The sequence below is a fragment of the Natronolimnobius sp. AArcel1 genome (assembly GCF_011043775.1).
Lineage (GTDB): Archaea > Halobacteriota > Halobacteria > Halobacteriales > Natrialbaceae > Natronolimnobius.
In genome coordinates this window covers 143,547-168,954 of sequence record NZ_JAAKXY010000001.1, presented here as the reverse complement: position 1 = coordinate 168,954, position 25,408 = coordinate 143,547, and the positions used below count along the sequence as shown (strand labels likewise).

Here is a 25,408-nt window from a genome sequence, read left to right as displayed (position 1 = left end):
GGGAAAACCACCCACGCTATCACTCACCAACGTGTGTGGAGTGTGACACAGTTAGCGGAAATAATTTCTGGTAAAAGGTTGAGATGAGTCGTAGTATGACGGGTAACGGTTGAATCTGGACAGTCGCGTTGATGGGCAACAGAGTTCACGACAATACTTTCCTCTATACCCCACATCCGCCATATTTGCCACAGAGACGGACTGAAACCCGCAAACTTTTCATCCCGTAGTTCGGAGTACGCAGACATGACGATCGATCCGACTCGACGAAAACTTCTCGCCGGTAGTGCCAGCGCAGGTATTATTGCTATTGCTGGTTGCGCCGGTGCTGATGACGATACTGACGACGAACCCGAGGAAGAGGAAGAACCAGAAGACGACGACGAGAGCGAAGAGGAAGAGGAAGAAGAGGAGGAGGGAGAAGAAGAGGAAGAAGAACAGTTGATGTACGATATCTGGGCGCTTGACCAGGGCCAGGATACGATCTACATCTACAGACCAAGTGCCGGGTCTACGGTTGAGACCAGCGAACTGATCGATCTCAACCAACTCGAGGGTGTCCCAGACGAAGGCGTCGTTCCGCACATGATCGATTTCAGTTCGGACTACGAGTACGCCGCAATCGCCTGTACGGCTGGTGCACGGACCCTTGTCTTCCGGACCGAAGACTACGAACTCGTTGGCAACATCGAGACCGGTCCTGGCTCACACATGGCCGCGTTCTCGCCTGACGACGAGTACATTCACGTCGACGTGATCGACGATGGAAAGATCGTCCGCGTCGAAGCCGACCTCGAGGAAGAGGAGTTCGAAGAGACCGACTACATCGAGGTTCTCGAAAATGATGTCGTTCAGGACGCCGGTATCGATTCCGGTGCACCGATCTGTCACCAGTTCGCTCATGACGGTCGCTCGCTGCACACACTCGGCCCAAGTTACCACGACGGCGCGCTCGTGATCGTTGACCACGATGACTTTACGGTCGACCTTGCGTACTCCCACGACGAACTGCCAACCAACTGCGGGACGATGCCCCACCCTGACGAGGAGAAATTCTACCTCACGGCCGGACTTCCGTCCGATCCAGAGGCTGACGAGGACTCCATTGATTACGAAGGCGTTGGCGAGTTCTACGTCTACGACACTGCCGAAGACGAGATTCTCACGGAAGACGGTGTCAGCACGGAAGGTGTCGACGCACACGGCTTCTGGTTCACGCCAGATGGCGAGGAACTGTGGGTCCTGAACCGCGAGACCAACGACGGCGTTGTCGTCGACCCAGAGACCGACGAAGTCATCGACGAAATCGATGCCTTCGGCGAATGGCAAAACGACGAGCCAGAAGAGCGAGACGCACCAGACATCATGTGGTCGTCGCCCGACGGCGAATACATGTTCGTCAGTCTGCGCGGCCCTGAGCCCGTCTCCGGTGACCCACACGCCGCGACCGGTGTCACACCTGGCTTCTCGATTCTTGACATCGAGACGCACGAGATCGTCGACGTTGCCCAGCCGGATCCGATTACGGGCTACTCTGATGAGGAGATCGAGGACGAAGACATCAGCACGCCGGACTTCCACGGTATCGGCGTTCGCCCAGTCGACGACTTCGAGAGCGACATTCCGAACTCGCCGCCGTTCTAAGGCGACCAGGTCCGCTCTCGAGTTGGTCTGAAAACGGGTTTGGAATCACTGCACTTGCACCGATCGAGTGCACGCAGCAACGAACCGCGGGTCAATTTTGAAGCACTGCTTTCGGCGGTGGTCGCAGTGTATCGACTGTATGGCCTGTCTCGACGAAATGCTCGATCGCTTTCTCTGACGTTTCTGCTTCCGTGTAGCCCTGCATCGTACTGATTTGCCAGTTACACTCGAGACAGTATTTGCACATTCGTTCCTCTATAGGTCATTTTGTGATAGGGCGTCGAAAGGTTCATGCAGGAAATCGAAGGCACGCACCGGAGTGAGACCTCCGACCGAGCCTCACTCGAACGCTGTAGAGGTGAATAAGTCTAACACAGCGCGAACGTCGCGTCCGCAATCGTCTACTTAGTCGTGTTTGACGCCAGGATTGGTCACGGCACCGTTTTCAGCGGAGCCAAAGTCACGGCCGAACTTCGCGAGCACGCCGGTGTCGTAGTTTGGTTCTGGCTGATCCCACTCGTCGCGGCGTTCGGCGAGTTCGTCGTCGGTCAGATCGACAGCAAGCGTCCGTTCGTCGATGTCGATCTCAACGACGTCCCCGTCCTCTATGAGGCCGATTGGGCCGCCAGCGAAGGCTTCGGGTGCGACGTGGCCGATCGAAAAGCCACGTGTGGCACCAGAGAAGCGGCCGTCGGTGATGAGTGCGACGTCTTCGGCGTGGCCCTGGCCGGCAACAGCGCTCGTGACGCCGAGCATCTCACGCATGCCGGGGCCGCCCTGTGGCCCCTCGTTACGGATGATGAGCACGTCGCCGGATTCGACGTTGCCCTCCTGGACGTACTTCATCGCAGCTTCTTCCTCCTCGAAGACACGGGCTGGTCCCTCGTGGCGCAGGTCGTCGTCGCCGGTCACCTTGAGAACGGAGCCGCCGGGCGCGAGATTGCCCGTCAGGATACGGATCGCGCCCTGCTCGTTTTTCGGCTCCTCGACGGTGTAGAGGAAGTCTGCGCCGAGGTCCTCGATAGCCGGCACGTCGAGTGCCTCGAGTTCCTCGCCGATTGTGTTCCCGGTGACGGTCAGTGCGTCGCCGTGGAGCAGATCGGCCTCGTAGAGGGCGTTCAGGATGACCGGCACGCCGCCGATTTCGTGGAGGTCGTTCATCACGCGCGTGCCGCCGGGCTGGAGGTCGGCGATCTTCGGCGTGCGCTGGCTGATCTCGTCGAACTCCTCGATCTCGAGGTCGACACCGGCTTCGGCGGCCATCGCGAGCAGGTGGAGGACGGCGTTGGTCGAACCGCCGACGGCGACCTGCAGGGCGATAGCGTTCTCGAACGATTGCTTACTCAGGAAGTCAGAGGGTTTGCGCTGGGCTTCGACGGCTTCGACGGCGAGTTCACCGGCTTCGCGGGCGACCTCGTAGCGAGCCTCGTCTTCTGCTGGCGGACTGGAACTGCCAAGCGGTGCGAAGCCGAGTGCCTCCGAAATCGAGGCCATCGTGTTCGCGGTGAACATGCCACCGCAGGAACCGGCACCGGGGCAGGCGTGGCGTTCCATCTCGTCGAGTTCTTCGGCAGACATATCGCCGTCAGAGACGGCACCAACGCCCTCGAAGAGGTTCTGAACGGTGACCTCGCGACCCTCGTGCTCGCCGGGCATGATCGAGCCGCCGTAGAGGAAGACGCTTGGGAGATCCGTCCGGATCGCGGCCATCATCATCCCGGGCATGTTCTTGTCACAGCCGCCGATGGTGACCAACCCGTCCATCCGCTCGCCAAAACTGACCAGTTCGACGGAGTCGGCGATCAGTTCTCGAGAGATGAGCGAGGCTTTCATCCCTTCGGTCCCCATCGAGATTGCGTCCGAGATCGTGATCGTCCCGAACTCGATGGGCATCCCGCCGGAGTCGTCGACGCCGGCGAGTGCGGCGTCTGCGACATCATCGAGGTGGACGTTACACGGCGTGATATCGGCCGCGGGGTTTGGTACGCCGATCATCGGCGAGCCAAAATCGTCGTCGTCGAATCCCATCGCGCGGAACATCGCGCGATGTGGGGCTTTCTCTGCGCCCTCGGTCACCTCACGACTGCGCAACTGCTCGTCTTTGCCGTAGTCGAACTCATCGCTGCTCATGGTCGCACCTTGCGTCGAGGCATGATAAGTCACGCCTTCTCGGACGATGGTGCTCCCCAGAAGAAAACTGACGAACATGTTCGCCTGCAACGAGGGGATTGTCGTTCGAACGTTCGAGTCGCACTACTCGAGTCGATCTGCGGCTGCCTCGAGTGCCTCCCGCGTGTCGATGCTCTCGAAACTCGTCTCGTCGATGCCGGCACGCTCGAGCGTGTCCCCGTTGACGGTGACGTACTCGAGACGCTCGAGTGCGCTGAGAATGCGGCCGTCGTCGACTGCGAGTGCGTCACCACAGGCGTGTGCCATCGCATCAGTCCGGTACAGCGCTTGTGTCGTCTGATACCAGCCGTCCTCGAGTTTGACGAGGGCGGCGTCGGCACCGGCAGCGTCAGCACTGGTGTCGTGTTCGCGTGCGCGCTCGAGAAGCACCTCGAACAGCGCCGGGTCGACGAAGGGCATGTCGCAGGCGACGACGGCCGCGTACTCCCGCTCGAGTGCCTCGAGGCCGGTCCGGATGCCGGCCACTGGTCCCTGATCGTCGACTGGATCGAACGCGAATCGGATTTCCGGTGTACAGCCCTCGAGTGCGCCCCGGATCGCCTCGTGTTGGTCCTCGCGGCAGTTGACGACGACCGAGTCGGTGAGGAGGGCCAGTCGGTCGACAACCCGGCGGATCATCGGCGTCCCGGCGAGGTCGGCGACTGCTTTGTCGGCCTCGCCAAAGCGCGTGGAGTAGCCACCAGCGATGACGAGTCCGACAAGCGATGGGGTGTGAGTGGACGACACGGCTCTGGCTCGAGGTACCGCCGAGATCAGTATAATACTGCTGCCTCGAGTGTTCGCCTCAGTCGGAGTCGCTGTCCGTATCGGAGTCTCCGTCTGACCCATCGGTATCGCTGTCTGAATCCGTGCCTGTGTCTGGCCCGTCGCTATCAGTGTCCAGTCCGTCGCTGTCTAAATCTGCCCCGTCGCTGTCTGAGTCAGAATCCGAGTCACTGTCTGAATCCGTGCCATCGCTGTCTGTGTCCGAATCCGAATCGGTGCCGCCGGTCTCTGTTGTTGTCTCTCCCTCCCGTTGTCGATGCGTCGTCACCGATTCGGGACGCGCCGACTGGGTCGATCCAGTGTCCGATTGGGTGGACGCCGCCGGTCGTGGATGATTCGCGTCCGCAGCAGCCTGACCCACAGTCGCCTCGACCTGTTTTGAGTGGCGCAGGAATAACACGACCGGCGGGAGAACGTACGCCGCAATCGCGAGCGCGGCAAACCACGGATCGAGAAAGATGAGCAGTCCGAAGATCGCGAGTGCAGCCGTCGCGGCGGTGTGAACCGCCGTCTTGGTATAGCCGCGGTAGAACGCCCAGAACGCACTCAGCCGGCTCGAAACGCTCGAGTGAACTGCACACAGCGCGACCATAGGCGAGGCTACGGTCGCCAGCGAGAAACCCTTTGGTCGCCGAGGCCCTTTCAACAGCTATGAGAGAATTCGTCTTCGCCCTCGAGTACGAACCGGGGACGAACCCGGTGGCCGACGTGCTCGCGGACCACCCCGACGCCTCCATTCGATCGCTGTCGTGTCACGTCAGCGCCGATAGCCTCTGGCGGGTCGACCACGCAAGCGGCTCCGAAGAGGCTCTCGAATCCTTAGAACAAGCGTACAAAACGGCGGACTACTTCGCCGACTGTTTGGTCAAAGACGACTGCGGCGCAGCGTGTGAGGTACAGGTGTTAGATCGCTCGGGCGACACGCTCGTCGTCTACACCTACTGGGAGCGCACCGACGTGTGTACGTCAGTTCCCCACGTCGCCCTCGAGCACCTTGGAGAGGGGCTGCTGTTCGAAACCTATCGCGAGGGCCGGCGCTACCGCTGGCGGATCGTCCTCGGGAACGAGGCACCGATTCACGACTTTTTCGACGCGCTGGGCGAGGAGGTCGGCGAGTGTACGGGCATGGAAATGCTTCGGCTGACCGATGTCGACCCCGACCATAGCGACGACGATGTCGGCGCGACCGAGTTGCCCCGCGAGCAACAAGCGGCCCTGCAGGCGGCCGTCGAGCACGGCTACTACGAAACGCCGCGGCAGGTCGAACTGTCCGATCTCGCCGAGAAACTCGAGATTCCGCGCTCGACGCTCTCCTATCGACTCCGGCGCGCTGAAGCCGCGCTGGCGACCGAATTCGCCGACGAGATGGCGTCTCTCGAGGCTATGCCAGCGCGATTGTAACGCCCTAATCAGCCTGTTCCAACACTCGAGTTGGCGCACGCCAAATAACCCCTATCCGAGACTGGGTCCTACAGCAGCGTGATGAACGAGTCCACCCCCGACACGCCGCCGGACTCGAGTCGCACGCTCGAACTGCGGGTGCCCGAGATGGATTGTCCGACCTGTGCAGGGAAGGTCACGAACAGCGTCGAGCGCCTCGATGGCATCGACAAGATTGACCCGCGAGTAACCAGCGGGCGACTCGTCGTGACGTACGACGCGACCACGACGAGCGAGCGCGCAATTCGCGACCGCGTCGAGGCAGCCGGCTACACGGTCGAGGCAACCGCCTCGGAACTCACGCTGTCAGTCCCCGGCATGGACTGTGCCTCCTGTGCGAGTAAAGTCGAGAACGCACTCGCCGATACCGATGGCGTCGGAGCGGTCGAAACCCAGCCAGCATCGGGTCGGGTCACAGTGTCGACGACGGACGCAGACCGCGAAACCGTGACAGCGGCGGTTGAATCCGCCGGCTACGAGGCAACGCTGGTCGGCGACGACGACAGCGCACTCGGCGAGCGCGAGGCCGTTTGGAAGAGCCGCCGCGCCATCGGCACCGCAGTTGGTGGCCTCCTCGTTGCCATCGGGATGGCCCTCGAGTTCGTGTTCCCGGCTGTCGATCCGGCGCTTGGGACGCTTGCCGTGGGGCCGGTCGACCGGGGCTACGACCTCTCGCATCTCCTGTTCATTGTGGCCGTCGTCGTTGCCGGAACACCGATCCTGCGAAACGGCTACTACTCGCTACGCAATCGAAGTCTCGACATTGACTTCCTGATGAGCCTTGGCATCCTCGCGAGCGTCGCAGCACACCACCCGTTTGAGGGTGCCATCCTCGCCGTCCTCTTCAGCGTCGCCGAACTCTTAGAGCAGTTCTCGATGGACCGCGCGCGGGACTCCCTGCGCGAACTCATGGATCTCTCGCCAGACACCGCGACCGTCAAGCGCGCGGACGGGAGCGAAGAGACGATTCCCGCGGACGACCTCGAGATCGGCGACCGAGTCGTCGTCCGACCGGGCGAGAAGATTCCTGCCGATGGGACCGTTCTCGGCGGAACGAGCGCGGTCGATCAGTCGCCGATTACGGGCGAAAGCGTGCCTGAAGACAAGGCCGCGGGTGACGAGGTCTACGCCGGGACGATTCCAGAATCGGGCTATCTCGAGGTCGATGTCGAGAGCGAGGCTGCTGACTCGACTATCGCCCGGATCGTCCGCATGGTCGAGGATGCAGAGCGCGAAAAGACCGAGCGTGAGCAGTTCATCGACCGCTTTGCGAGCGTCTACACGCCGATTGTGGTCGTCCTCGCGGCCGCTGCTGCGTTCCTGCCGCCACTCGTCTTCGGCGCATCCTGGAGCTACTGGTTCATCGTCGGGCTGACGCTACTCGTTATCTCCTGTCCCTGCGCGCTGGTCATTTCGACGCCCGTCAGCGTCGTCTCCGGTATCACGAGCGCCGCGCGAAACGGCGTCCTGATCAAAGGCGGAAAACACCTCGAGGCGGTCGGCGATAGCGACGTCCTCGCCGTGGACAAGACGGGTACGCTGACGACGGGCGACCTCTCCGTGACCGATGTGATCCCACTTGAGGGAGCCGACGAATCGGATGTCCTCAGACGCGCTGCGGCCGCTGAACGGCGCAGCGAGCACCCAATTGGCCAGGCAATCGTCGGCTACGCTGACGAGCAGGGTCTCGCTGCAGACGACGAAGCCACCGTCTCCGATTTCGAGGCCTTGACCGGCAAAGGAGTCCGCGCTGATATCGACGGCGAGACACACTACGTCGGCAAACCGGACTTATTTGACGGCCTCGCCGACTTAGAGCACGTCCACGCGACGACCGACGGCGGCGTCGCGCTCGCGGAGATGGGCTACGGGACGACGCCCCAGCCCCAGTGTACTCGAGCGGGCTGTCTGGACGTCCTTTCTGACATCGTGCCAGATCTCGAGGCCGATGGAAAAACAGTCGTGATCGTCGGCACGGAAGATTGCCCGCTTGGTGTCGTCGCCGTCGCAGATCGCGTTCGGCCGGAGGCCGCGTGGGCCGTTTCGCAACTGCAGGATCAGGGCGTTCGCGTCGTGATGCTTACCGGTGACAACGAGGGAACCGCCCGCGCAATTGCGAGTGAAGTTGGCATCGACGACTACCACGCGGAACTCCTGCCCGACGAAAAACTCGAGTGGATTCGCTCGCTCGAAGCCGACTACGGTGAGGAGGGCGATCCGGCCCACGTCGCCATGGTCGGCGACGGCATCAACGACGCGCCCGCGCTCGCGACCGCAACGGTTGGCATCGCGATGGGCGCAGCAGGCACCGATACCGCGCTCGAGACGGCCGACGTGGCCCTGATGGGTGATGACCTCACGCGTCTTCCCTACCTGTATGAACTCTCAGGACAGGCAAATGGCGTGATTCGCCAGAACGTGTGGTCGAGTCTCGCGGTAAAAGCCGTCCTCGCCGCAGGTGCACCGTTCGGTATTGTGACGGTAATCCACGCGGTCGTCATCGGTGATATGGGGATGAGCCTCGGTGTGACCGGCAACGCGATGCGACTCGCGAACGTCGAACCTGAAACCCCTGACGACCCCGAAATAGAGCACTAACGCCCTACTTGCGGCCGAATTTCCGTAGTGGCTCGAGTCCCGGCTTCCCGTCGTGCCACCAGAGCGCCACGCCAGCGACGAAGATCACGGCCTCGAGCCAGAGTGTCGTGACCTCGAGGCCGGCAACGGTTCCGAGGTTCTTGACGCCGCTGTACTCCGGCATCGGCGTGATCGGCCAGAGGAGAAAGCCGAGTTCGTGGTAATCGCCGGCAAGGACGTGCCAGGGAATGTCCGTCGCGATGTGTGAGAGCAGTCCGATAGCGAAGGCAACGCCCAGAATTTCTCGGTCTCGAGCGCGCGCGTAGAGCCAGACGACGATGATGAGTGGGACGACAAACAGCAGCGAGTGGCCAATCGTCCGGGTAACTCCAGTGATCCCGGCGGCGGCAAGCGACTGATCTATCAGATCCGGCAGCGCCGCGCCGCCGATGGCTACGAGCGCCGGAACCTCGGCGGGCGGCCCGTCGAAACGCCAGCGTGCATAGGCTGCATAGCAGAGGTAGCCAACCACGAGGTGGACGATCGGTTGCATCCGTCAGTTTGGTCGCGTGTATGGACTCGAGTGACGTAAACGGTGGGCCGGCAAGTCCGCCAAACGGGTTCGACAGCCCCCTTCTCGAGGGAATTGCATCGTTCGGGGTGTGCCCTAAATACGGTCGCTTCTGAGGGTACATTGTACCATTATGCCTGCTGACGAACATGCTGATCCGGGTGAGGGGAATCGGCCGACGAGTGCGGCAAGCGGGCGCGGAGCCGGCGTCGAGAACCGACTCGGCCCGGGAACCGGCACGCCGTCAGCGAACGGCCTCGAGTACGAGGTTGTACAGACGCCAGTGCTCGTCATCGGTGCTGGTGCGGCTGGGGCGCGGGTTGCAATCGAACTCGCAGAATCCGGCCTCGAGCCGCTGGTGATCGGTAAGCGCAATCACGGCGATGCACACACGGTCTGGGCGGCCGGCGGCATCAACGCCGCGCTCGGCTCGCTTGACGAGGAAGACGACTGGACGATCCACGCGGCCGATACGCTCAATGAGGGCCACCACCTGAACGATCCGGTGGCGGTCGAACTCACTGCACAGGAGATGCCCGACCGCATCCGTGAACTCGACGCGTGGGGGACACCGTTCGACCGCACCGAAGAGGGTGCGATCAACCAGCGGTACTTCGGTGCCCAGTCCTACCGCCGAACCTGCTTTATCGGCGACCGCACGGGCGAGGCAATCCTCGAGACGTTGATCGACCGAGCACAGGCGCTCGAGATCCCCTATCGCGAGAACGTGATGATCACGCGACTGCTCTCTGACGGCGACCGCGTCTCGGGTGCAGTTGGCTTCGACATGGACACCGGGACGGGCCTGCTGTTTCGGTCGGACCACGTCGTCCTCGCCGCAGGCGGCTTCTCTGCAATCTATGATCGCCACTCCTCGAGGGATGACGAGAACAACGGTGACGCACAGGCGCTGGCACTCGAGGCCGGCGCTCGGTTGCTCGACCTCGAATTCGTCCAGTTTCATCCGACGGGGATGGTCGGCGAACGCTACGGCGAAGAGTGGGACGGCCGCCTCGTCACTGAAGCCGTCCGCGGCGAGGGTGGACGGCTCTACAATGTAGACGGCGAGCGGTTCATGGAACGCTATTCGCCCGACCAGATGGAACTCGACGCCCGCGATGTCGTCGCTCGAGCAATTGCCCAGGAGCTCCGCGAAGGCCGCGGAACAGACACCGACGGCGTCTACCTCGATATTTCACACCGCGACGACGAGTACATCCGCGAGCGCCTGCCAACGATGGTCGAGCGCTTCGACAGCCTCGGCGTCGATATCACTAGCGAGCCGATGGAAGTTGCTCCAACCGCCCACTACACGATGGGCGGCGTCGATATCGATTTCGAGACGGGCGAAACAGCCGTCGACGGACTCTACGCGGTCGGCGAAGCCGTTGCGGGCGTCCACGGTGCAAACCGTCTCGGCGGTAACTCGCTGGCCGAAACCGTTGCCATCGGCAAACTCGTCGGCGAGCACGTCGCCAACATGGTGACGGACGTGAATCTGGAGCCAACCGTCACCGCCGACCAGCGAGCACTTGCCGAGCGCGAACTCCGGGCGCTCGCCCAACTCGAGGCCGCAGACGGTCGCCACACACCGGAAACACTGCTCGGCGAACTTGGCGAGATACTGTGGGACCACGCCGGCATCCTGCGAGACGAATCGACCCTTCGAGAGGGCCTCGAACGGCTCACCTCGCTTCGAGATCGCACGGGTGCACTTCGAGTTGACGGCGACCGCACGTCGCGCTCGTTCGAGTACGCTGTCGATCTCTCGTTTAGCCTCACAGTCGCTGAGACTCTGTTCCGGACCGCACTCGAGCGCACTGAATCTCGGGGATCGCACTACCGGACGGATTATCCGGAGACGGACGCAGACTGGCGTGTCAATCTCGTCCTCTCGGCAGACGAACGCGGTACGGACGTTCGGCGTCGTGGCGTCGGTGAGCCGAGTGAGCCAGTCCAGCAGGCGCTGGATGTCGGATACGAACTCGACTATCATCATCTCGAGTGAGCTACTCGGGCTCGCTCGCAACTCGCCGGAAGCGAGACGCCTATCCGGATTCGGTCCTGTAGTTTGGTCACCCCCTATCGCATGAGAGACGAGGCAGAATCCGTCCTGCGAGATGATCCCGTCATGGCACGGCTGATCGACGACCACGACCCCTACGAGGAACCGGACTGGAGCGAGTACGAGCGACTCTGTATTTCGATTATTAACCAGCAGGTCTCGACCGCGAGCGCGCTGGCGATTCGCGAGCGTGTGTTCGACGTCCTCGGCGGAGACGTTGCGCCAGAGACAGTGCTGGCGGCCGATCAAGACGCACTCTACGAGGCCGGACTCGCCCGGAGCAAGATCGAATACGTTCGGAACGCCGCGCGTGCGTTCCAAGAAAACGACTACACGCGAACCGGACTGGCCGACTACTCGAACGAGGAGGTCATCAACCAACTCACCGAAATCAAGGGAATCGGCGACTGGACGGCCCGGATGTACCTCTTGTTCGTCCTCGAGCGGCCAGATATCCTTCCGCTCGGTGATCTGGCGGTCCGGCGCGGAATCGAGCAGTTGTACGCCGATGGTTCGGAGTTGACTCGCGCAGAAATGCGCGAGATTGCTGAGCCGTGGCAGCCGTATCGGAGTGTTGCGACGCGGTATATCTGGGCGGAGTACGAATCAGACTGATACCATCGGACAAAACGAGTAGCAGATTTTCGACCGAACGGGGAGTCGAAAATTTGTACTGACTTGTGTCCAGTAGTATGAGAGCCGGCAACAGTAATCTCTCACTGGCAGCTAGCGGCTACTGTTTTCGGAGCCGAAGACATGACAATACCAAAAGAAGGGCTTGCGCCACTTGCATAGGCACCTTCGAATACGTGTAGAATGACTACTCGAGAGCGCCGCTAGTGAGTTCAATCATCGATTACAGCGGACGTCGGCTCGAGTCGATCGTACATTGTAGGAAATCCCAGGCTGAATTGCAGAGACGGCCCTGTCGACTGAAGTGTGCGCCGCCTGCAGTGGGGGTCGATGACGGACGACACACCTGATCCCGACTCCAACGCAGACCACGCTGTCGATGACACCCAGTCGACGCGACGGATGACAACTGATCCAGATCAGATTCGTGAGTGGGCTGAAGAACGTGATGCTGTCCCGGTTTCAACCCATGGTGGTGAGGGCCATGGCCACACGTTCGCTCGTCGAAACGAACTCGAGCAAGACCACGAGGAACACACCTGGGAGGAGTTCTCGGAGACGTTTACGACGGAGGAACTGGTCTTCGTCTACGAAGATGATCGCGCAAGCGAACGCGAGGGACTCGGTTCCTTCGACCTCGTCGAACGCGACGCGGCGTTCGAACGGGCAGACCTCGGGCAGACCGAACTCGAGGATCGGCTCCGACAGGGTGAGACGGTCACGACCGAACTCGTCGAGACGCAGGTGATCGAACGCGAAATCGTCGAACGAGATACGATCGAAAGCGAGATCATCGACACCGAACTCGCCGACCGACACGTTGTTGACTCAGAGTTGCTCGAGCGCGAAATTACCGATACCGAGTTCGTCAGCGCCGACACGATCGACGTGACGACGGAGGAAACCCGACTCGAGACGATCGAGGAGATCGAACGCTACACGATCGAGAGCCGCGTCGTCGACGTCGACCTCCAGTCAGACGAGCATGTTGAACGCGACGACCTCGAGACCGATGTCGAACTCGAGACCGTCCAGCGCTCGATTGTAGAGAGCGATGTCGTCACCGCCGACGTGGCGCCGGATGAGGTCATCGAGCGAGAGGTCATCGAGAGCAAGCGCGGCGAAGGCGACACCGTCCGAACCGAACTCATCGAACGCCGCACGCGGGACGAAAAAATCTCGGAGCAAACGCACATGACGTTCATCCTCGAGGAGACTCACACCGTCGACACCGACGTAATCGGCAGCGACATCCTCGAGAGCGAACTCATCGCCCTCGAGGAGTACGAGACGGTTCTGGCTGGGGAACACGAGGCGGCCGAAGCCGGTGAAGCGACGGCCCACGACGATGAGACAGCGTCACCGCCAGCGACTGGACAGGGTGTTGACTCGGCGATGGACCCCGATACCAATAGCAGCGACAGCCAGCCATCGGTCGATCCGGCAGTGATGCATACGCCCTCGGCGGACGATCAGGGAAAAGTCGTCGTTGACGCCTCCGGACAGGAGGTTGGAATCGCCTCCCAAGTCGAGAATGAGACAGTCTACGTCGACCCGGAGGCCGGCCTCGCCGACCGGCTCAAAGCACGACTCGGATGGGGTGGTGACGGAAGCGACGAGTATCCGGTCGAACCCGCACAGATCGCAGAAATCACGGACGACGAAATCATCATTCGAAGCGAGTGACGAGAGCGGTAGCAGGGAGAAAAACAAAAAGACGTGTCGCGATTACTCGAGGTCGAAGCGGTCGAGGTGCATCACGGTACCCCACGCCTCGGCGAAGTCCTGGACGAACTTCTCCTCCCCATCGTTGGACGCGTAGACGTCTGCGATGGCACGCAGTCGGGAGTTCGACCCGAAGATGAGATCGGCACGGGTTGCTGTCCACTCAACCTCGCCTGTCTCGCGGTCGCGCAGTTCAAAGACCTCGTCGGTCTCGGTATCAGTGGTTGCTTCCCAACCCATGATGTCTGCCGAGTCTCCAGAGGCTTCCCACTCGTAGTCCATGTCGAGTAGGTTCACGAAGAAGTCGTTGGTCAGCGTCTCGGGCTGGTCAGTGAGGACGCCAAGGTCGGAGTCCTGATAGGTCGCGCCCAGCGCTCGCATACCACCGACCAGTACCGTCATCTCGGTTGGCGACAGGTCGAGCAGGTCCGCTTTGTCGACGAGCAACTCTTCTTGGGACTCGTTGGCAGCGTCGCCGTAGTAGTTACGGAATCCATCAGCGGCAGGCTTGAGCGCCTGGAACGACTCGACATCGGTCTGTTCCTGCGAGGCGTCGGTGCGGCCAGGTTCGAACGCCACCTCGATATCGTAGCCGGCGTCGGCAGCAGCCTGTTCGACGGCTGCGTTCCCGCCAAGAACGATCAGGTCAGCAAGCGAGACGCGCACGTCATCCGAGCGCGAATCGTTGAACTCAGCCTGAATCTCCTCGTAGGTCGCAAGTACCGACTCGAGTTCGTCGGGCTCGTTGACCTCCCAGTTTGCCTGTGGCTCGAGGCGGATGCGAGCACCGTTTGCGCCGCCGCGCTTGTCGCTGTCGCGGTAAGTCGAAGCAGCTGCCCAGGCGGTTTTTGCGAGTTGCGAGATCGAGAGATCGGTTGCGAGAATCTCGTCTTTGAGCTCGGCGACTTCCTCGTCGCCGATGAGGTCGTACTCTGCATCGGGGATTGGATCCTGCCAGAGCTGCTCTTCGTCTGGCACTTCGGGGCCGCGGAAACGCTCCGATGGACCCATGTCGCGGTGGATCAGCTTGTACCAGGCTTTCGCGAACGCCTGCTGGAACTCCCGTGGGTTCTCCTGGAACGTCTCGAGAATCTCCCGGTAGTCTGGGTCGCGTTTGAGCGCGACGTCCGTCGTGAGCATCATGACGTCTTCTTTCTCGTCGGAGCCGTCGGTGCTGGGGGCGGTCCCGTCGAGTTCGCCGTTCTGGGTGGTCCACTGCCAGGCACCGCCGGGGCCCTTTTCTGGCCACCATTTGTAGTTCAGCAGGCTGTCGATGTAACCCATATCCCACTGGATTGGCGTGGTATTCCATGGGCCTTCGATCCCGCTCGTGATCGTGTCGGCTCCTTTCCCAGAGCCGTGGCTGCTTTCCCAGCCGAGTCCCTGCTGGTCGATTGGGGCTGCTTCTGGCTCTGGACCGACGTGGTCGTCCGGATTCTCCGCGCCGTGGACCTTCCCGAAGGTGTGTCCACCGGCGATGAGTGCAGCCGTTTCCTTGTCGTTCATTGCCATTCGGCCAAACGACTCACGAATGCGTTCTGCAGACCACTCTGGATCCGGTTCGCCGTTTGGCCCCTCAGGGTTGACGTAAATAAGGCCCATCACGGTTGCGCCGAGTCTTTCCTGTAGTTCGTCCTCGTCCTCGAAGCGTTCGGAGGCCTCCCACTCGTTCTCTGGTCCCCAGTCAACGGCTTCGTCGGGCTCGAACTCGTCTTCACGCCCGCCAGCAAAGCCGTACGTCTCGAATCCCATCGACTCGAGTGCAACGTTGCCAGCCAGCACGATCAGGTCGGCCCACGAGAGGTTCTGGCCGTACTTCTGTTTGACAGGCCAGAGCACGCGGCGTGCCTTATCGAGGTTCGCGTTGTCCGGCCAGCTGTTAAGCGGCGCGAAACGCTGCCGACCGCCGGCGGCGCCACCACGACCGTCGCTGGTCCGGTACGTCCCGGCGCTGTGCCAGGCCATCCGGATAAACAGCGGTCCATAGTGACCGTAATCTGCCGGCCACCAGTCCTGCGAGTCGGTCATGACGTCTTCAATATCCGCTTTCACCTCCTCGAGATCGAGTTCCTCGAATGCCGCACCGTAGTCGAACTCCTCGCCGCGCGGGTCAATGCGGCGCGTATTCTGGTCGAGAATATCCAAGTTCAACCGGTTCGGCCACCAATCTTGGTTTGACTTTGTCATCATACGACAGTTGCTGCTTTTCCCTATTAAGATTGTCTACTTCGCGAAGGATGTCTTTTGCCAGTGAGAACTGAACTTTCCAATCTGCGAATTTTTGTTATCGTCGGTCGCGAGACAACCCCTCACAACAGCCAGACTGCTGACTCGAGTCACCATTCAAACGATCGTCACTCGATGATAGACTCAGGTGACAATATAGTCGCAACTACAACTGTCTGCACACTGCCACACAGCAGTCGTCGGTAGTGGCCTCAGTGACTTGGACGCTCGACGAGCAAGTAGTCATCGACGTCACACAGACACGCTGCGGGGACCAGTAACGACCCGTCGTCAGTACGGTCGAATCCACGAATCGTGTCGCTGGCTGGCGCAACGCGAACCGCCTCGAGCGCGCCGCTGTTGACGTCCATCGTGATATTTTCGACCGTGCCGAGTTCTTCGCCGTTCGTGCTCATCACGGGTTTGCCGGAGAGGGTGGATGCGAGGACCGTCGCCATCGTAGATTCATGTTCGTAAGAATAGTCAATAAACTAATCGGTGAAGCAGTCATAAGAGACGGCAATTACGATCGGTGTATTGTTGGCTCGAGCTTACTCCTCTTCTTCCTCGGGCATGTCCTCCATATCGGCGTCCGCGCGTCGGCTCACGTCGACCTGGTAGTTGCCCAAAATGTCACGTCCGAGGATGACAGGGTAGTCCATATGGCTGCGGTCTTCGACGCTTGCGGTTACAGTGTGTTGGTTGCCACCAACGCCGACGACAACATCGACAACTGGGCGGCTCTTTGCGGTTTTGCTGCTGCCCGAGCGAACACGTGTGATCGACTTGATTGGGCCGGCCCCGATCTCTGCCGCAAGTGCCGTATCGATACTCGTCCGGGTTGCGCCGGTATCTGACTTCGAGAGCACCGATTTCGAGCCACTTGTTCCCGACAGGACCACCTCTTCAGTGTAGCCAATGACGCTTCGTTCGCTGTCGTCTTGAATCGACTGAGGCGGTCGCGCCGTTGGCTGTGAGTCGTCTAATACGGTCGAGAGCTCCGACACGCGCTCAGTATCAACCGTGCCGCCTGCCTGCTCGATTGCGAGTTTCGCGATGGCCGGTGCAGGGCTGATACCAGTCGCTTCATACAGCCCTTTGAATCCAGCCGTCGGGTTTACCTCGAGGACGAACCAGCCGTCGTCGCTCTCGACGAGATCGACGCCGGCGTAGTCGAGGCCAATGGAGTCAGCCGCACGGCGAGCCATCTCGCGGGCTTCGTCGGGCAGGTCGTCAGTCGCATTTTCGACACTGCCACCCAGTGCAACGTTCGTGCGCCAATCGTTGTCAGGTGCATAGCGATACATCGCGCCGATAACCTCGCCGTCGACGACGTAGATGCGAATATCTCGGTGGCGCGCGTCGTCGCGGTCGATGAGTTCCTGTAAGAAAGCATATCGGTTGCCGACCTTGGCGTTGATCGGATCCTCGGGGCCGACCTTCCATGTCCCCCCGCCGTGTGTCCCAATTGCAGTCTTGTAGACCGCCTCCTCGCCGTAGCGGTCTCGAGCCGCATTGAGGGTGTCGCTATGTAACGCGAGGGTGACGTCGGGAACGATGACATCGTTGGCCGCAAGTGTCGTCGCCGTCGAGAGCTTGTGCATTGCCGTCAGTACCGACGACGGCTCGTTGAGCATTGGGACGAGTTGGGCAAACGTATTTGCGAGGCCGAGTTCCTCCGCTGGCTGCTCGGTGTTCGATAACAGCATTCGGTTCGCGATCACGTCGACAGTCGGCTCGAGGACGACGCTTCCGTCCTCAATGCTGATCGACGTGTTTTCCGCGCGTAGCCACGCGGTGTCGTGTCCCAATGCCTCGACGGCGTTGAGTATTGCTTTGGTCTCTTTGCTTGTGTGTAAACTTAGTACCCCAACGGTGACGGGCTCGTCGACAGCCATATTTCCTAGACATCGACTGCGAGGTTAAGTATTCGCCGTCATCTCTCTGTTTCTGCGGCTCTGAGCGGCTTGTAGGAGTTACCTGGCCGTCACGTTAACTCATCACGGAGCGAACTTCATTCGGGTCAACAAGACCACTGAGAACGGCCAGTACCGCCCAGATTGCCGCACCGAGTGCGACCGCGCCAAACAGCATCAGAATGTTCGAGACCATCGGCGTCACGAGGAGGACAGTCACAGCCATCACGCCAGTGATTGCACAGATCAGCCCCATCGACCGGGCAAGATAACCGAGTCGAAGCGACAGTTCGCTGTGGACGATGTAGACGTTGACCGCGACGTAGACCGAGTGCGTCGCAACCGTCGCAACCGCTGCGCCGACGACGCCCATCGTCGGAATAAGGATGATGTTGAGGACGAGATTCGCCGCGGCAGTGACTCCTTTTGCGATCGCGCGGGAGCGAGCGCGACCGAGGTAGTCCAGACTGTCACTGGTGAGGTTCGTGATCGCCTGCAAGACGACGAACGCGGTGAGCACTTGCAAGACGACGATGGCACCGGCGTAGTCGGCACCGAAGATCATCGTAATGAACGGGCCGGCGACGATTGCGAGGCCCACCGCAGCAGGAATGTACAGCAACATCGTGTTCAGCAGTGACGTTTCGTAGATCTGGCGCGCCTCCGCAAGATTGCCGTTCGCCTTGTACTCCCCAAAGTTCGGCGAAATCGTAAAGCCGAGCGATTCGGCGGGCGCAAGCACGAAATCCGTAATCTGCTTTGCCAGTGTGTAGAACGCAACTGCCGTCGGCGTCAGAAAGACACCGACGAGGACGGTGTCGATCTGTTTATCGACGACGTTCGCACTCCGGGTCGCTGTCAACGGTACGCTGTACTCGAGCAAGCGCCTCGAGAGGCCCTGCTCGTACTCTTCGGCCGGATCGTAGGTGCGATAGAATTTGAAATAGAGGATTCCGAGCCCGAACGCGGCGGCGATGGCGTAGCCGACAATGTAGCCAAACAGCGCGCCGAGTGCGCCAAAACCTGCCATGACGAAGATGACGGCGAAGATGAGACGCATCGCGCCGCCGATGGCTTGCGTTGCCGCGCTATACTGAAGATGATTGAAGCCCTGAAACGCGACCTGCGTAAAGGAGTTAAACGAGTTGACGACGATGTAGAGGACGCCTGCGGCAAGGAAGGGAGCGGCACTTGGCTCGCCGAGCATGACCGCAATCTGTTCGTGAAAGAGCAACAGCGCATAGGCCACGATAGCGATGATAACCAGTTTGTACGCGATGGTCGAGCGCAGCAGATGCGGGATCTGACCGGGGTCTTTCTCGCTGTATTCAGAAATGTATCTCGCGACGGACTTCCCGAGGCCCACGTCGGCGAACAGTTGGACGATAGCCAAGATGCCTATCGCCCAGTACAGCGCGCCGTAGCCGTCCGGGTCGAGCAGAAAGCGCGCGAGAACGAACATCAAGAGTGCGCTCGAGACCATGTAGATTGCTCGAGCGACGAGCGTTGCCTTGAAGCCGCGAACGATGTGATCCTGGGTACTCATAGAGATGATAGCGGGTGAATAGCACCGGACGATGGTCTCCGGTCACTGCGAGCTGACGACCGAACTACTCTGTCGGTCACGGAGTGGGACAATTGTAATGCAGCGTCAACAGGGACGAACTCGAGTCCACAGGGACGAAAGACCAAGATACTCCGGCGAAATAGCCTCATACAGGCGGTCTCGAGCGATTGTCGCCCAGTAACGCTCGAAGCCAAGCGAACACCGCCGCACTGCTATCCTGATACCATCGTTCCACACTAGGGATGCGTTACGTCCCAATTCGGTACTGCACAAGGACGTCGTAACCGTCTTTTTCCGGTGCACTCAGAGGTAGGAAGCGTCCCAGCGAGTCGCTTTTCGCTGATTACCACAGACGTTGCACTGGATTCTGCCCATCGTATCCATCGTATTATCGAGTGAGTCACACTGCCCGCAGAGCCAGGCGTACACCTCCTCACGGTCATCCGTCTCGTAGGCGCTGTAAAACGGCGATTTCGAGCCGCGAGCGGCCTCGCCGTAGTTGACGTAGACCGTTTCGCCATCTATCTCGAGTTCGTCGATTGCGCTCCAGCCCTCATCCTCGAGATCGCCTTCGGCGTAGACGTTTTCGGTGAACGTTTCCTCGCCGATGTCGACCTCGCGCTGGCCGGCCTGCTCGAAGCCGTGATTTTCATAAAAGGCGTTCCCGCCCTCGTTATCCGCGAGGACGAGGCCTTGAATGTGGTCGGCACCCTCCTCGAGCAGTCGTTCACGGGTGCGAACGAGCAGACGAACACCTGTCCCGCCGCCACGATGGTCGGGGTCGATGTGGAGCCAGAGGATGCGACCGGTGCTGTGTTGCTGACCGATCAGGTCACTTTGTGAGAAGCCGACGACGTCGCCATCGCGTTCGACCACGAGGACGAGACTGTCCGCGGTATCGAGGTCGTCGCTGAACGAGTCGCCGTACCACTGCTCGATAGCCTGATCGATCGTTTCGCTCTCAAGGAAGTCCGTATACGTCGAACTGAGCGACTGCTGGGCAATCGAGCGAATGGTTTCGGTATCCGAATCGGTCGCAGTACGGATCTCCATGCGAGGTGGTATCACGCCCTCCTACAAAACGTATGCCCACGGGGCGAGTTTCTCCCGCAGTTGCCCGGCGTTCGGACCGTGACAACTGCACCGAGTGACCCACTGCTCGCCGAATCCCCTGGCGATCAGGTGTACACTGACGTGCAGTGACTACTATAGCTAACGACAAGATTCACATTGCTGCCCACCCAGACGAGGGTATGAGCGACGACGGTTCGGACGTCGACGGTGACAGGCCCGTCTGTGATGGCGGGACCACCGCTGACGCCGATCCTCTCGAGGAGGCGTTTACCTACGACGGCGGGCGAGTTGATCCCGGCGAATCGGCGAACATTCGCTATGGGATTAGTGAGACGTATCTGGGCGATCCGGTACGGATTCCGGTGACAATCGTCAACGGCGAGCACCCTGGTCCGACAGTATTTCTCTCGGCGGCGGCCCATGGCGACGAACTCAACGGCATCGAAGTCGTCCGCGAGGTGGCCCACGATTGGGATCACAGCGAGTTACACGGCACGCTCGTTTGTCTGCCCGTGATGAACGTCCCGGGCTTTCTCGCCCAGGAGCGCTATCTGCCGATCTACGACCGAGACCTGAATCGATCGTTTCCCGGCCGGGAAGGCTCGACGAGCGCGCGGCGGATGGCCCACCGTATCTTTACGAACTTCATCGAGCCCTGCGATCTGGGGATTGACTTTCACACCTCGACGCGCGGGCGAACCAACATGCTCCACGTCCGAGCCAACATGGGCAACGGGCAGGTCGCCCGCCTTGCCAACGCGTTCAGTTCGAACGTCATCATCGGTGGCGAAGGCCCATCCGGGACGCTCCGGCGCGAAGCAACTGATGCAGGTGTGCCGGCAATCACCGTCGAGATGGGCGAAGCCCACCGCTTCCAGCGCCGCCTCATCGACCGTGCGCTAACCGGCGTCGCGAGTGTCCTCGCCGAATTTGGCTGTCATCCCGACTCGTCGGTCCACTGGCCCGGTTGGCGCACCGTCATCGACGACTCGAGCAAGAAGACCTGGATTCGCGCCGACGCCGGCGGGATCGTCGACATGAAACACGGCCGCGGCGAACTCGTCAGAGGCGGCGACGTCATCTGTTCGATTACGAACCCCTTCAAAGAAGAAGAGGACATCGTCTCCGTTGAAGCGCCCTTTACCGGCCTCGTCGTCGGTGTCCTCGAGAATCCGGTTGTCTACCCCGGAAACCCGCTCTGTCACCTCGTTGGGCTCTCGCCGGACACGCAAGTTGCCCTCGAGCGTGAACATACAGAACAGCGTTCACAGTCGAAGCTTCGACAGCGCGAGTAAGTGTGTCTCGAGGCCTGTCACTGGGTCTGGCACTCGAGCGCAATCGACTTGACACCGGTTGCGAATCACTGCCAATTATTCATGCGCGTCACACGTTCTCGGCGAGATAAAAGTAAGTTCTATACCCCCACGGTCAAACGGTCCACATGAGCGCATGAGTCAGTCTTACAATCGCGGCCTCATAGAGGACTTCGGGCGGTGGAAGGAGTTCTCGGCCGGGATGTGGGCGTGGATTTTCCACAAATTCACCGGGTGGATGCTGATCGGCTACCTGTTTACCCACATCGCCGTGCTGAGTACAGCTATTGGTGCAGCAGGAAACGAAGCGGCAATCGCTGACCAGACAGATATCTACACAGTAACGATTCAGGGTCTCGAGTCCCTCTTTATCATCCGAGTGCTCGAGGTCGGCCTGCTCGCAGTGGCCGTCTTCCACATCCTGAACGGGCTTCGTCTGCTGATGGTCGATCTCGGGATTGGACTTGATGCCCAAGATAAGAGTTTCTACGCCTCGCTGATCCTCACTGGTCTTATTACCGTGGCCAGCGTCCCAACCTTCATGGACGGGGTGGGCTTCTAATGGCAGAACGATACTCGTCGTTCACGCCAGGCGGGACGCGTTGGTTGCTCCAGCGCATCACGGCGGCATTTCTCGTTGTCGTGCTCGCGTTCCACTTCTTCCAACTACACTTCGTCAATCACGCCGCAGACGTGACGTTCGAGGGAACACAAGCCCGCATGGAGAACGTGGGCTACTTTATCACGATGATACTGTTCTTGGTCACCGCGGCGTTCCACGGCGTCAACGGCGTCTACAACGCGTTGGTCAATCAGGGCCTCGAGGGCACCCAGAAGAAGGTCGTGCTTGCGGTCCTTGTCATTGCCGGGGTAGCACTCGTCGCGCAGGGTACCTACGTTGCACTTGTCATGGGGGATTTCATCTAACATGAGTACACAACAGCAGCAACAAGAGCCAGAGAGCCAGGAGTCACCGAAAGACCCCGAGATGAAAGGGGCGGAGTCGCCACAGCAGCGCCGACTCAAAGAAAAAGAAGGCGGTATGGTCGACGAACACGCCGAGAAGGAGGCCGAACTCGCTGACGAGACGGTCCACCTCAAAGTGTTCCGCTACGACCCCGAAGTCGAAGCCAAACAGGAACCGCGCTTCGACGACTTCCACGTCCCCTTCACGAAGGGGATGACCGTCCTCGACGCGGTCATGTATGCCCGCGACGAGTTCGATTCCTCACTTACCTTCCGTCACTCCTGTCGCCAGGCAGTCTGTGGCTCCGACGCCTTCTTCGTCAACGGCACGCAGAAACTCGGCTGCAAAACCCAGATCTCCGAACTCGAGCAGCCGGTTCGCATCGAACCCCTGCCACATCAGGAGGTCGTCAAGGACCTGGTCGTCGATATGGACCACTTCTACGACCAGATGCACGCCGTCGAGCCGTACTTCCAGGACGAGGATACGCCAGATCCGGACGACTTAGAGGAGCAACGCCAGAGCCCAGAAAACCGCGAGAAGATCAAGATGTCTTCGCGCTGTATCTGGTGTGCTGCGTGTATGTCCTCGTGTAACATCGCCGCCGGCGACAACGAATATCTCGGCCCGGCCGCGATCAACAAGGCCTACAAGTTCGCGATGGACGACCGCGAAAGCGACGACATCAAAGAGCACCGACTCCGCATTCTCGAGCAGGAACACGGCGTCTGGCGGTGCCAGACCCAGTTCTCCTGTACCGAGGTGTGTCCGAAAGACATTCCGCTCACCGAGCACATTCAGGAGCTCAAGCGCGAAGCAGTCAAGAAGAACCTGAAATTCTGGTAATATGTACGAACACGACGTTATCGTGGTCGGCGCAGGTGGTGCCGGCCTCCGAGCCGCGGTCGCAGCGAGCGAGGCGGGAGCCGACACGGCCCTCGTCACGAAACTCCACCCGGTTCGCAGCCACACCGGCGCAGCAGAGGGTGGCATTAACGCCGCCCTGCAAGAGGGCGACGACTGGGAACTCCATGCCTACGACACGATGAAAGGCTCTGACTACCTGGGCGATGCCCCGGCAGTCGAGACCCTCGCACAGGACGCCCCAGAGGAAACGATGAACCTCGAGCACTGGGGAATGCCGTTCTCGCGCGAAGAGGACGGAACCGTTTCCCAGCGCCCGTTCGGTGGCCTTTCCTATCCACGAACGACCTACGCCGGTGCCGAGACGGGACACCACCTGCTGCATACGATGTACGAGCAGGCAGTCAAACACGGCATTCAGGTCTACGACGAGTGGTACGTAATGAATCTCGTCACCACCGACGAAGCCGATCCAAACGACCGCGAGTGCCACGGCGTCGTCGCCTACGACGTCCAGTCCGGTCAGATCGAGGGCTTCAAAGCCAACAACGGTGTCGTCCTCGCGACCGGCGGCCCCGGACAGGCCTTCGATCACACCACTAACGCTGTCTCCTGTACCGGTGACGGCCACGCAATGGCCTACCGCGCAGGCGTCCCCCTCGAGGATATGGAGTTCATCCAGTTCCACCCAACCTCGCTACCATCCACCGGTGTCCTCATTTCCGAGGGTGTCCGTGGTGAAGGTGGGATCCTCTACAACAACGAGGGCGAGCGATTCATGTTCGAACACGGCTACGCGAACAACTCCGGCGAACTCGCAAGCCGTGACGTCGTCGCCCGCGCCGAACTCGACGAAGTCGATGCAGGCCGCGGTGTCGAAGACGAGTACGTCCACCTCGACATGCGCCACCTCGGCGAAGACCGCATCCTCGACCGCCTCGAGAACATTCTGCACCTTGCAGAAGACTTCGAGGGCGTCGACGGCCTCGTCGAGCCGATGCCAGTCAAGCCCGGTCAGCACTACGCGATGGGCGGCATCGAGACCGACGAGAACGGCCAGACCAACATCAACGGTCTCTACGCCGCCGGTGAGTGTGCCTGTGTCTCCGTCCACGGTGGGAACCGACTCGGCGGCAACGCACTGCCGGAACTGATCGTCTTCGGGAAACGCGCCGGCCGCCACGCCGCCGGCGACGACCTCGGCGAGCCACAGATTCGCACTGGCTACGGCGACGATGTCGAAGACGACGACACCGAACTGCCCGTCCAGCCCGGTGAGGCCGGAATCGAGACAAGCGATGGTGTTGCCGCCGACGGAGGCGTCACCGCCGACGCTGACGGCCTCCTCGAGCGTGCCGTCGAACGCGAGCGAACGCGTGTCGACCATCTAATGGACAAAGACGATGGCGTCCAGCACGCCGAGATCCGCTCGAAGCTCCAGAACGCGATGACCGACTACGTCAACGTCTTCCGGACCGAAGACGGCATCAAGAAGGCACTGAAGGTCATCCGCGAGTGCCGCGAGGAGTACCAGAACGTCTACGTTGATGACCCATCGCGGACGTTCAACACCGACCTCCAGATGACCTACGAGACGCGCAATCTGATCGATGTCGCCGAGACAATTGCACTTGGCGCACTCGTCCGCACGGAGTTCCGCGGCGCTCACTGGCGTCAGGAACACCAAGAGCGCAAAGACGAGGAGTGGCTCAAACACACGCTCATCTCGTGGGACGACGGCGAACCAAACATCTTCTACCGCCCCGTCATCCTCGAGGGCCAGGACAAGACCTACGAGCCGAAAGTCCGCAGCTACTAACACCGCCTCTATTTCTCCTCGTGATATCGTTCGCCCACAGCGCCGCGTCCGT

20 protein-coding genes are annotated in these 25,408 nt (G+C 60.7%); 11 read left to right on the top strand and 9 right to left on the bottom strand.

Annotation, left to right across the window (positions count from 1 at the left end; translation table 11 throughout):
* Positions 1–246 precede the first annotated feature (246 nt).
* Positions 247–1,644, top strand: a complete 1,398-nt coding sequence (locus tag G6M89_RS00835; RefSeq protein ID WP_165159911.1) for a YncE family protein — start codon at positions 247–249, stop codon at positions 1,642–1,644.
* 405 nt (positions 1,645–2,049) lie between these two features.
* On the opposite strand, the gene ilvD is transcribed toward G6M89_RS00835, so the two are convergent.
* From ilvD to G6M89_RS00820, 3 genes are all read right to left on the bottom strand, one after another.
* Positions 2,050–3,774 carry a dihydroxy-acid dehydratase gene (gene ilvD, locus G6M89_RS00830; RefSeq protein ID WP_165159910.1) on the bottom strand — a complete coding sequence of 575 codons (1,725 nt, stop codon included), beginning with the start codon at positions 3,772–3,774 and terminating at the stop codon, positions 2,050–2,052.
* 123 nt (positions 3,775–3,897) lie between these two features.
* A complete protein-coding gene (locus G6M89_RS00825) occupies positions 3,898–4,560 on the bottom strand; it encodes a molybdenum cofactor guanylyltransferase (protein ID WP_343162610.1) in 663 nt (220 codons plus the stop codon).
* A 58-nt stretch (positions 4,561–4,618) separates the two neighbouring features.
* The gene (locus G6M89_RS00820; RefSeq protein ID WP_165159908.1) at positions 4,619–5,191 is read right to left on the bottom strand and encodes a hypothetical protein; all 573 of its coding nucleotides are present in this window, start codon (positions 5,189–5,191) and stop codon (positions 4,619–4,621) included.
* Between the two features lie 59 nt (positions 5,192–5,250).
* Here G6M89_RS00820 and G6M89_RS00815 point away from each other — a divergent pair, with 59 nt between their 5' ends.
* Together G6M89_RS00815 and G6M89_RS00810 are read left to right on the top strand one after the other, a co-directional pair.
* Positions 5,251–6,000: a helix-turn-helix domain-containing protein gene (locus G6M89_RS00815; protein ID WP_165159907.1), complete on the top strand. Its 750-nt coding sequence runs from the start codon at positions 5,251–5,253 to the stop codon at positions 5,998–6,000.
* Positions 6,001–6,081: 81 nt separating this feature from the next.
* A complete protein-coding gene (locus G6M89_RS00810; RefSeq protein WP_165159906.1) occupies positions 6,082–8,637 on the top strand; it encodes a heavy metal translocating P-type ATPase in 2,556 nt (851 codons plus the stop codon).
* A 4-nt stretch (positions 8,638–8,641) separates the two neighbouring features.
* Here G6M89_RS00810 and G6M89_RS00805 read toward each other — a convergent pair whose 3' ends face one another.
* The gene (locus tag G6M89_RS00805; protein WP_165159905.1) at positions 8,642–9,169 is read right to left on the bottom strand and encodes a metal-dependent hydrolase; all 528 of its coding nucleotides are present in this window, start codon (positions 9,167–9,169) and stop codon (positions 8,642–8,644) included.
* A 151-nt stretch (positions 9,170–9,320) separates the two neighbouring features.
* Here G6M89_RS00805 and G6M89_RS00800 point away from each other — a divergent pair, with 151 nt between their 5' ends.
* The 3 genes from G6M89_RS00800 (at position 9,321) to G6M89_RS00790 (ending at position 13,571) form a co-directional block, all read left to right on the top strand.
* Entirely contained in the window at positions 9,321–11,195 is a 1,875-nt protein-coding gene (locus G6M89_RS00800) for an L-aspartate oxidase (protein WP_165159904.1), read from the top strand.
* An 81-nt stretch (positions 11,196–11,276) separates the two neighbouring features.
* Positions 11,277–11,867: a DNA-3-methyladenine glycosylase gene (locus G6M89_RS00795; protein WP_165159903.1), complete on the top strand. Its 591-nt coding sequence runs from the start codon at positions 11,277–11,279 to the stop codon at positions 11,865–11,867.
* A 348-nt stretch (positions 11,868–12,215) separates the two neighbouring features.
* The gene (locus G6M89_RS00790; protein WP_241175184.1) at positions 12,216–13,571 is read left to right on the top strand and encodes a hypothetical protein; all 1,356 of its coding nucleotides are present in this window, start codon (positions 12,216–12,218) and stop codon (positions 13,569–13,571) included.
* 42 nt (positions 13,572–13,613) lie between these two features.
* On the opposite strand, the gene katG is transcribed toward G6M89_RS00790, so the two are convergent.
* The 5 genes from katG to G6M89_RS00765 all read right to left on the bottom strand — a co-directional run bounded on the left by katG (position 13,614) and on the right by G6M89_RS00765 (position 20,372).
* Positions 13,614–15,797: a catalase/peroxidase HPI gene (gene katG / locus G6M89_RS00785; RefSeq protein ID WP_165159902.1), complete on the bottom strand. Its 2,184-nt coding sequence runs from the start codon at positions 15,795–15,797 to the stop codon at positions 13,614–13,616.
* 251 nt (positions 15,798–16,048) lie between these two features.
* Positions 16,049–16,294 (bottom strand): PRC-barrel domain-containing protein, encoded by a 246-nt coding sequence (locus tag G6M89_RS00780; protein ID WP_165159901.1) that lies wholly within the window; start codon positions 16,292–16,294, stop codon positions 16,049–16,051.
* A gap of 93 nt (positions 16,295–16,387) precedes the next feature.
* Positions 16,388–17,734 (bottom strand): RimK family alpha-L-glutamate ligase, encoded by a 1,347-nt coding sequence (locus G6M89_RS00775; protein WP_165159900.1) that lies wholly within the window; start codon positions 17,732–17,734, stop codon positions 16,388–16,390.
* A 94-nt stretch (positions 17,735–17,828) separates the two neighbouring features.
* Complete coding sequence (locus G6M89_RS00770) at positions 17,829–19,298, bottom strand: oligosaccharide flippase family protein (protein WP_165159899.1); 1,470 nt, start codon at positions 19,296–19,298, stop codon at positions 17,829–17,831.
* A 324-nt stretch (positions 19,299–19,622) separates the two neighbouring features.
* A complete protein-coding gene (locus G6M89_RS00765) occupies positions 19,623–20,372 on the bottom strand; it encodes a GNAT family N-acetyltransferase (RefSeq protein WP_165159898.1) in 750 nt (249 codons plus the stop codon).
* Between the two features lie 200 nt (positions 20,373–20,572).
* Between G6M89_RS00765 and G6M89_RS00760 the strand changes: the two genes are divergently transcribed.
* From G6M89_RS00760 to G6M89_RS00740, 5 genes are all read left to right on the top strand, one after another.
* A complete protein-coding gene (locus G6M89_RS00760) occupies positions 20,573–21,688 on the top strand; it encodes a succinylglutamate desuccinylase/aspartoacylase family protein (protein WP_165159897.1) in 1,116 nt (371 codons plus the stop codon).
* A gap of 154 nt (positions 21,689–21,842) precedes the next feature.
* Entirely contained in the window at positions 21,843–22,268 is a 426-nt protein-coding gene (sdhC, locus tag G6M89_RS00755; RefSeq protein WP_165159896.1) for a succinate dehydrogenase, cytochrome b556 subunit, read from the top strand.
* On the top strand, positions 22,268–22,633 hold the full coding sequence (locus G6M89_RS00750; protein ID WP_165159895.1) for a succinate dehydrogenase hydrophobic membrane anchor subunit: 366 nt from the start codon (positions 22,268–22,270) through the stop codon (positions 22,631–22,633). Before sdhC ends, G6M89_RS00750 begins: the two co-directional genes overlap by 1 nt.
* Before the next feature lies 1 nt (position 22,634).
* Complete coding sequence (locus tag G6M89_RS00745) at positions 22,635–23,519, top strand: succinate dehydrogenase/fumarate reductase iron-sulfur subunit (RefSeq protein ID WP_165159894.1); 885 nt, start codon at positions 22,635–22,637, stop codon at positions 23,517–23,519.
* Between the two features lies 1 nt (position 23,520).
* A complete protein-coding gene (locus G6M89_RS00740; protein WP_165159893.1) occupies positions 23,521–25,356 on the top strand; it encodes an FAD-binding protein in 1,836 nt (611 codons plus the stop codon).
* Positions 25,357–25,408: the final 52 nt, after the last annotated feature.

Bases quoted from the DNA above. Each gene is read 5' to 3' on its own strand.
- G6M89_RS00835 (WP_165159911.1), top strand. From the start codon at position 247: ATGACGATCGATCCGACTCGACGAAAACTTCTCGCCGGTAGTGCCAGC.
- ilvD (WP_165159910.1), bottom strand. From the start codon at position 3,774: ATGAGCAGCGATGAGTTCGACTACGGCAAAGACGAGCAGTTGCGCAGT.
- G6M89_RS00820 (WP_165159908.1), bottom strand. From the start codon at position 5,191: ATGGTCGCGCTGTGTGCAGTTCACTCGAGCGTTTCGAGCCGGCTGAGT.
- G6M89_RS00815 (WP_165159907.1), top strand. From the start codon at position 5,251: ATGAGAGAATTCGTCTTCGCCCTCGAGTACGAACCGGGGACGAACCCG.
- G6M89_RS00810 (WP_165159906.1), top strand. From the start codon at position 6,082: ATGAACGAGTCCACCCCCGACACGCCGCCGGACTCGAGTCGCACGCTC.
- G6M89_RS00805 (WP_165159905.1), bottom strand. From the start codon at position 9,169: ATGCAACCGATCGTCCACCTCGTGGTTGGCTACCTCTGCTATGCAGCC.
- G6M89_RS00800 (WP_165159904.1), top strand. From the start codon at position 9,321: ATGCCTGCTGACGAACATGCTGATCCGGGTGAGGGGAATCGGCCGACG.
- G6M89_RS00795 (WP_165159903.1), top strand. From the start codon at position 11,277: ATGAGAGACGAGGCAGAATCCGTCCTGCGAGATGATCCCGTCATGGCA.
- G6M89_RS00790 (WP_241175184.1), top strand. From the start codon at position 12,216: ATGACGGACGACACACCTGATCCCGACTCCAACGCAGACCACGCTGTC.
- katG (WP_165159902.1), bottom strand. From the start codon at position 15,797: ATGACAAAGTCAAACCAAGATTGGTGGCCGAACCGGTTGAACTTGGAT.
- G6M89_RS00780 (WP_165159901.1), bottom strand. From the start codon at position 16,294: ATGGCGACGGTCCTCGCATCCACCCTCTCCGGCAAACCCGTGATGAGC.
- G6M89_RS00775 (WP_165159900.1), bottom strand. From the start codon at position 17,734: ATGGCTGTCGACGAGCCCGTCACCGTTGGGGTACTAAGTTTACACACA.
- G6M89_RS00770 (WP_165159899.1), bottom strand. From the start codon at position 19,298: ATGAGTACCCAGGATCACATCGTTCGCGGCTTCAAGGCAACGCTCGTC.
- G6M89_RS00765 (WP_165159898.1), bottom strand. From the start codon at position 20,372: ATGGAGATCCGTACTGCGACCGATTCGGATACCGAAACCATTCGCTCG.
- G6M89_RS00760 (WP_165159897.1), top strand. From the start codon at position 20,573: ATGAGCGACGACGGTTCGGACGTCGACGGTGACAGGCCCGTCTGTGAT.
- sdhC (WP_165159896.1), top strand. From the start codon at position 21,843: ATGAGTCAGTCTTACAATCGCGGCCTCATAGAGGACTTCGGGCGGTGG.
- G6M89_RS00750 (WP_165159895.1), top strand. From the start codon at position 22,268: ATGGCAGAACGATACTCGTCGTTCACGCCAGGCGGGACGCGTTGGTTG.
- G6M89_RS00745 (WP_165159894.1), top strand. From the start codon at position 22,635: ATGAGTACACAACAGCAGCAACAAGAGCCAGAGAGCCAGGAGTCACCG.
- G6M89_RS00740 (WP_165159893.1), top strand. From the start codon at position 23,521: ATGTACGAACACGACGTTATCGTGGTCGGCGCAGGTGGTGCCGGCCTC.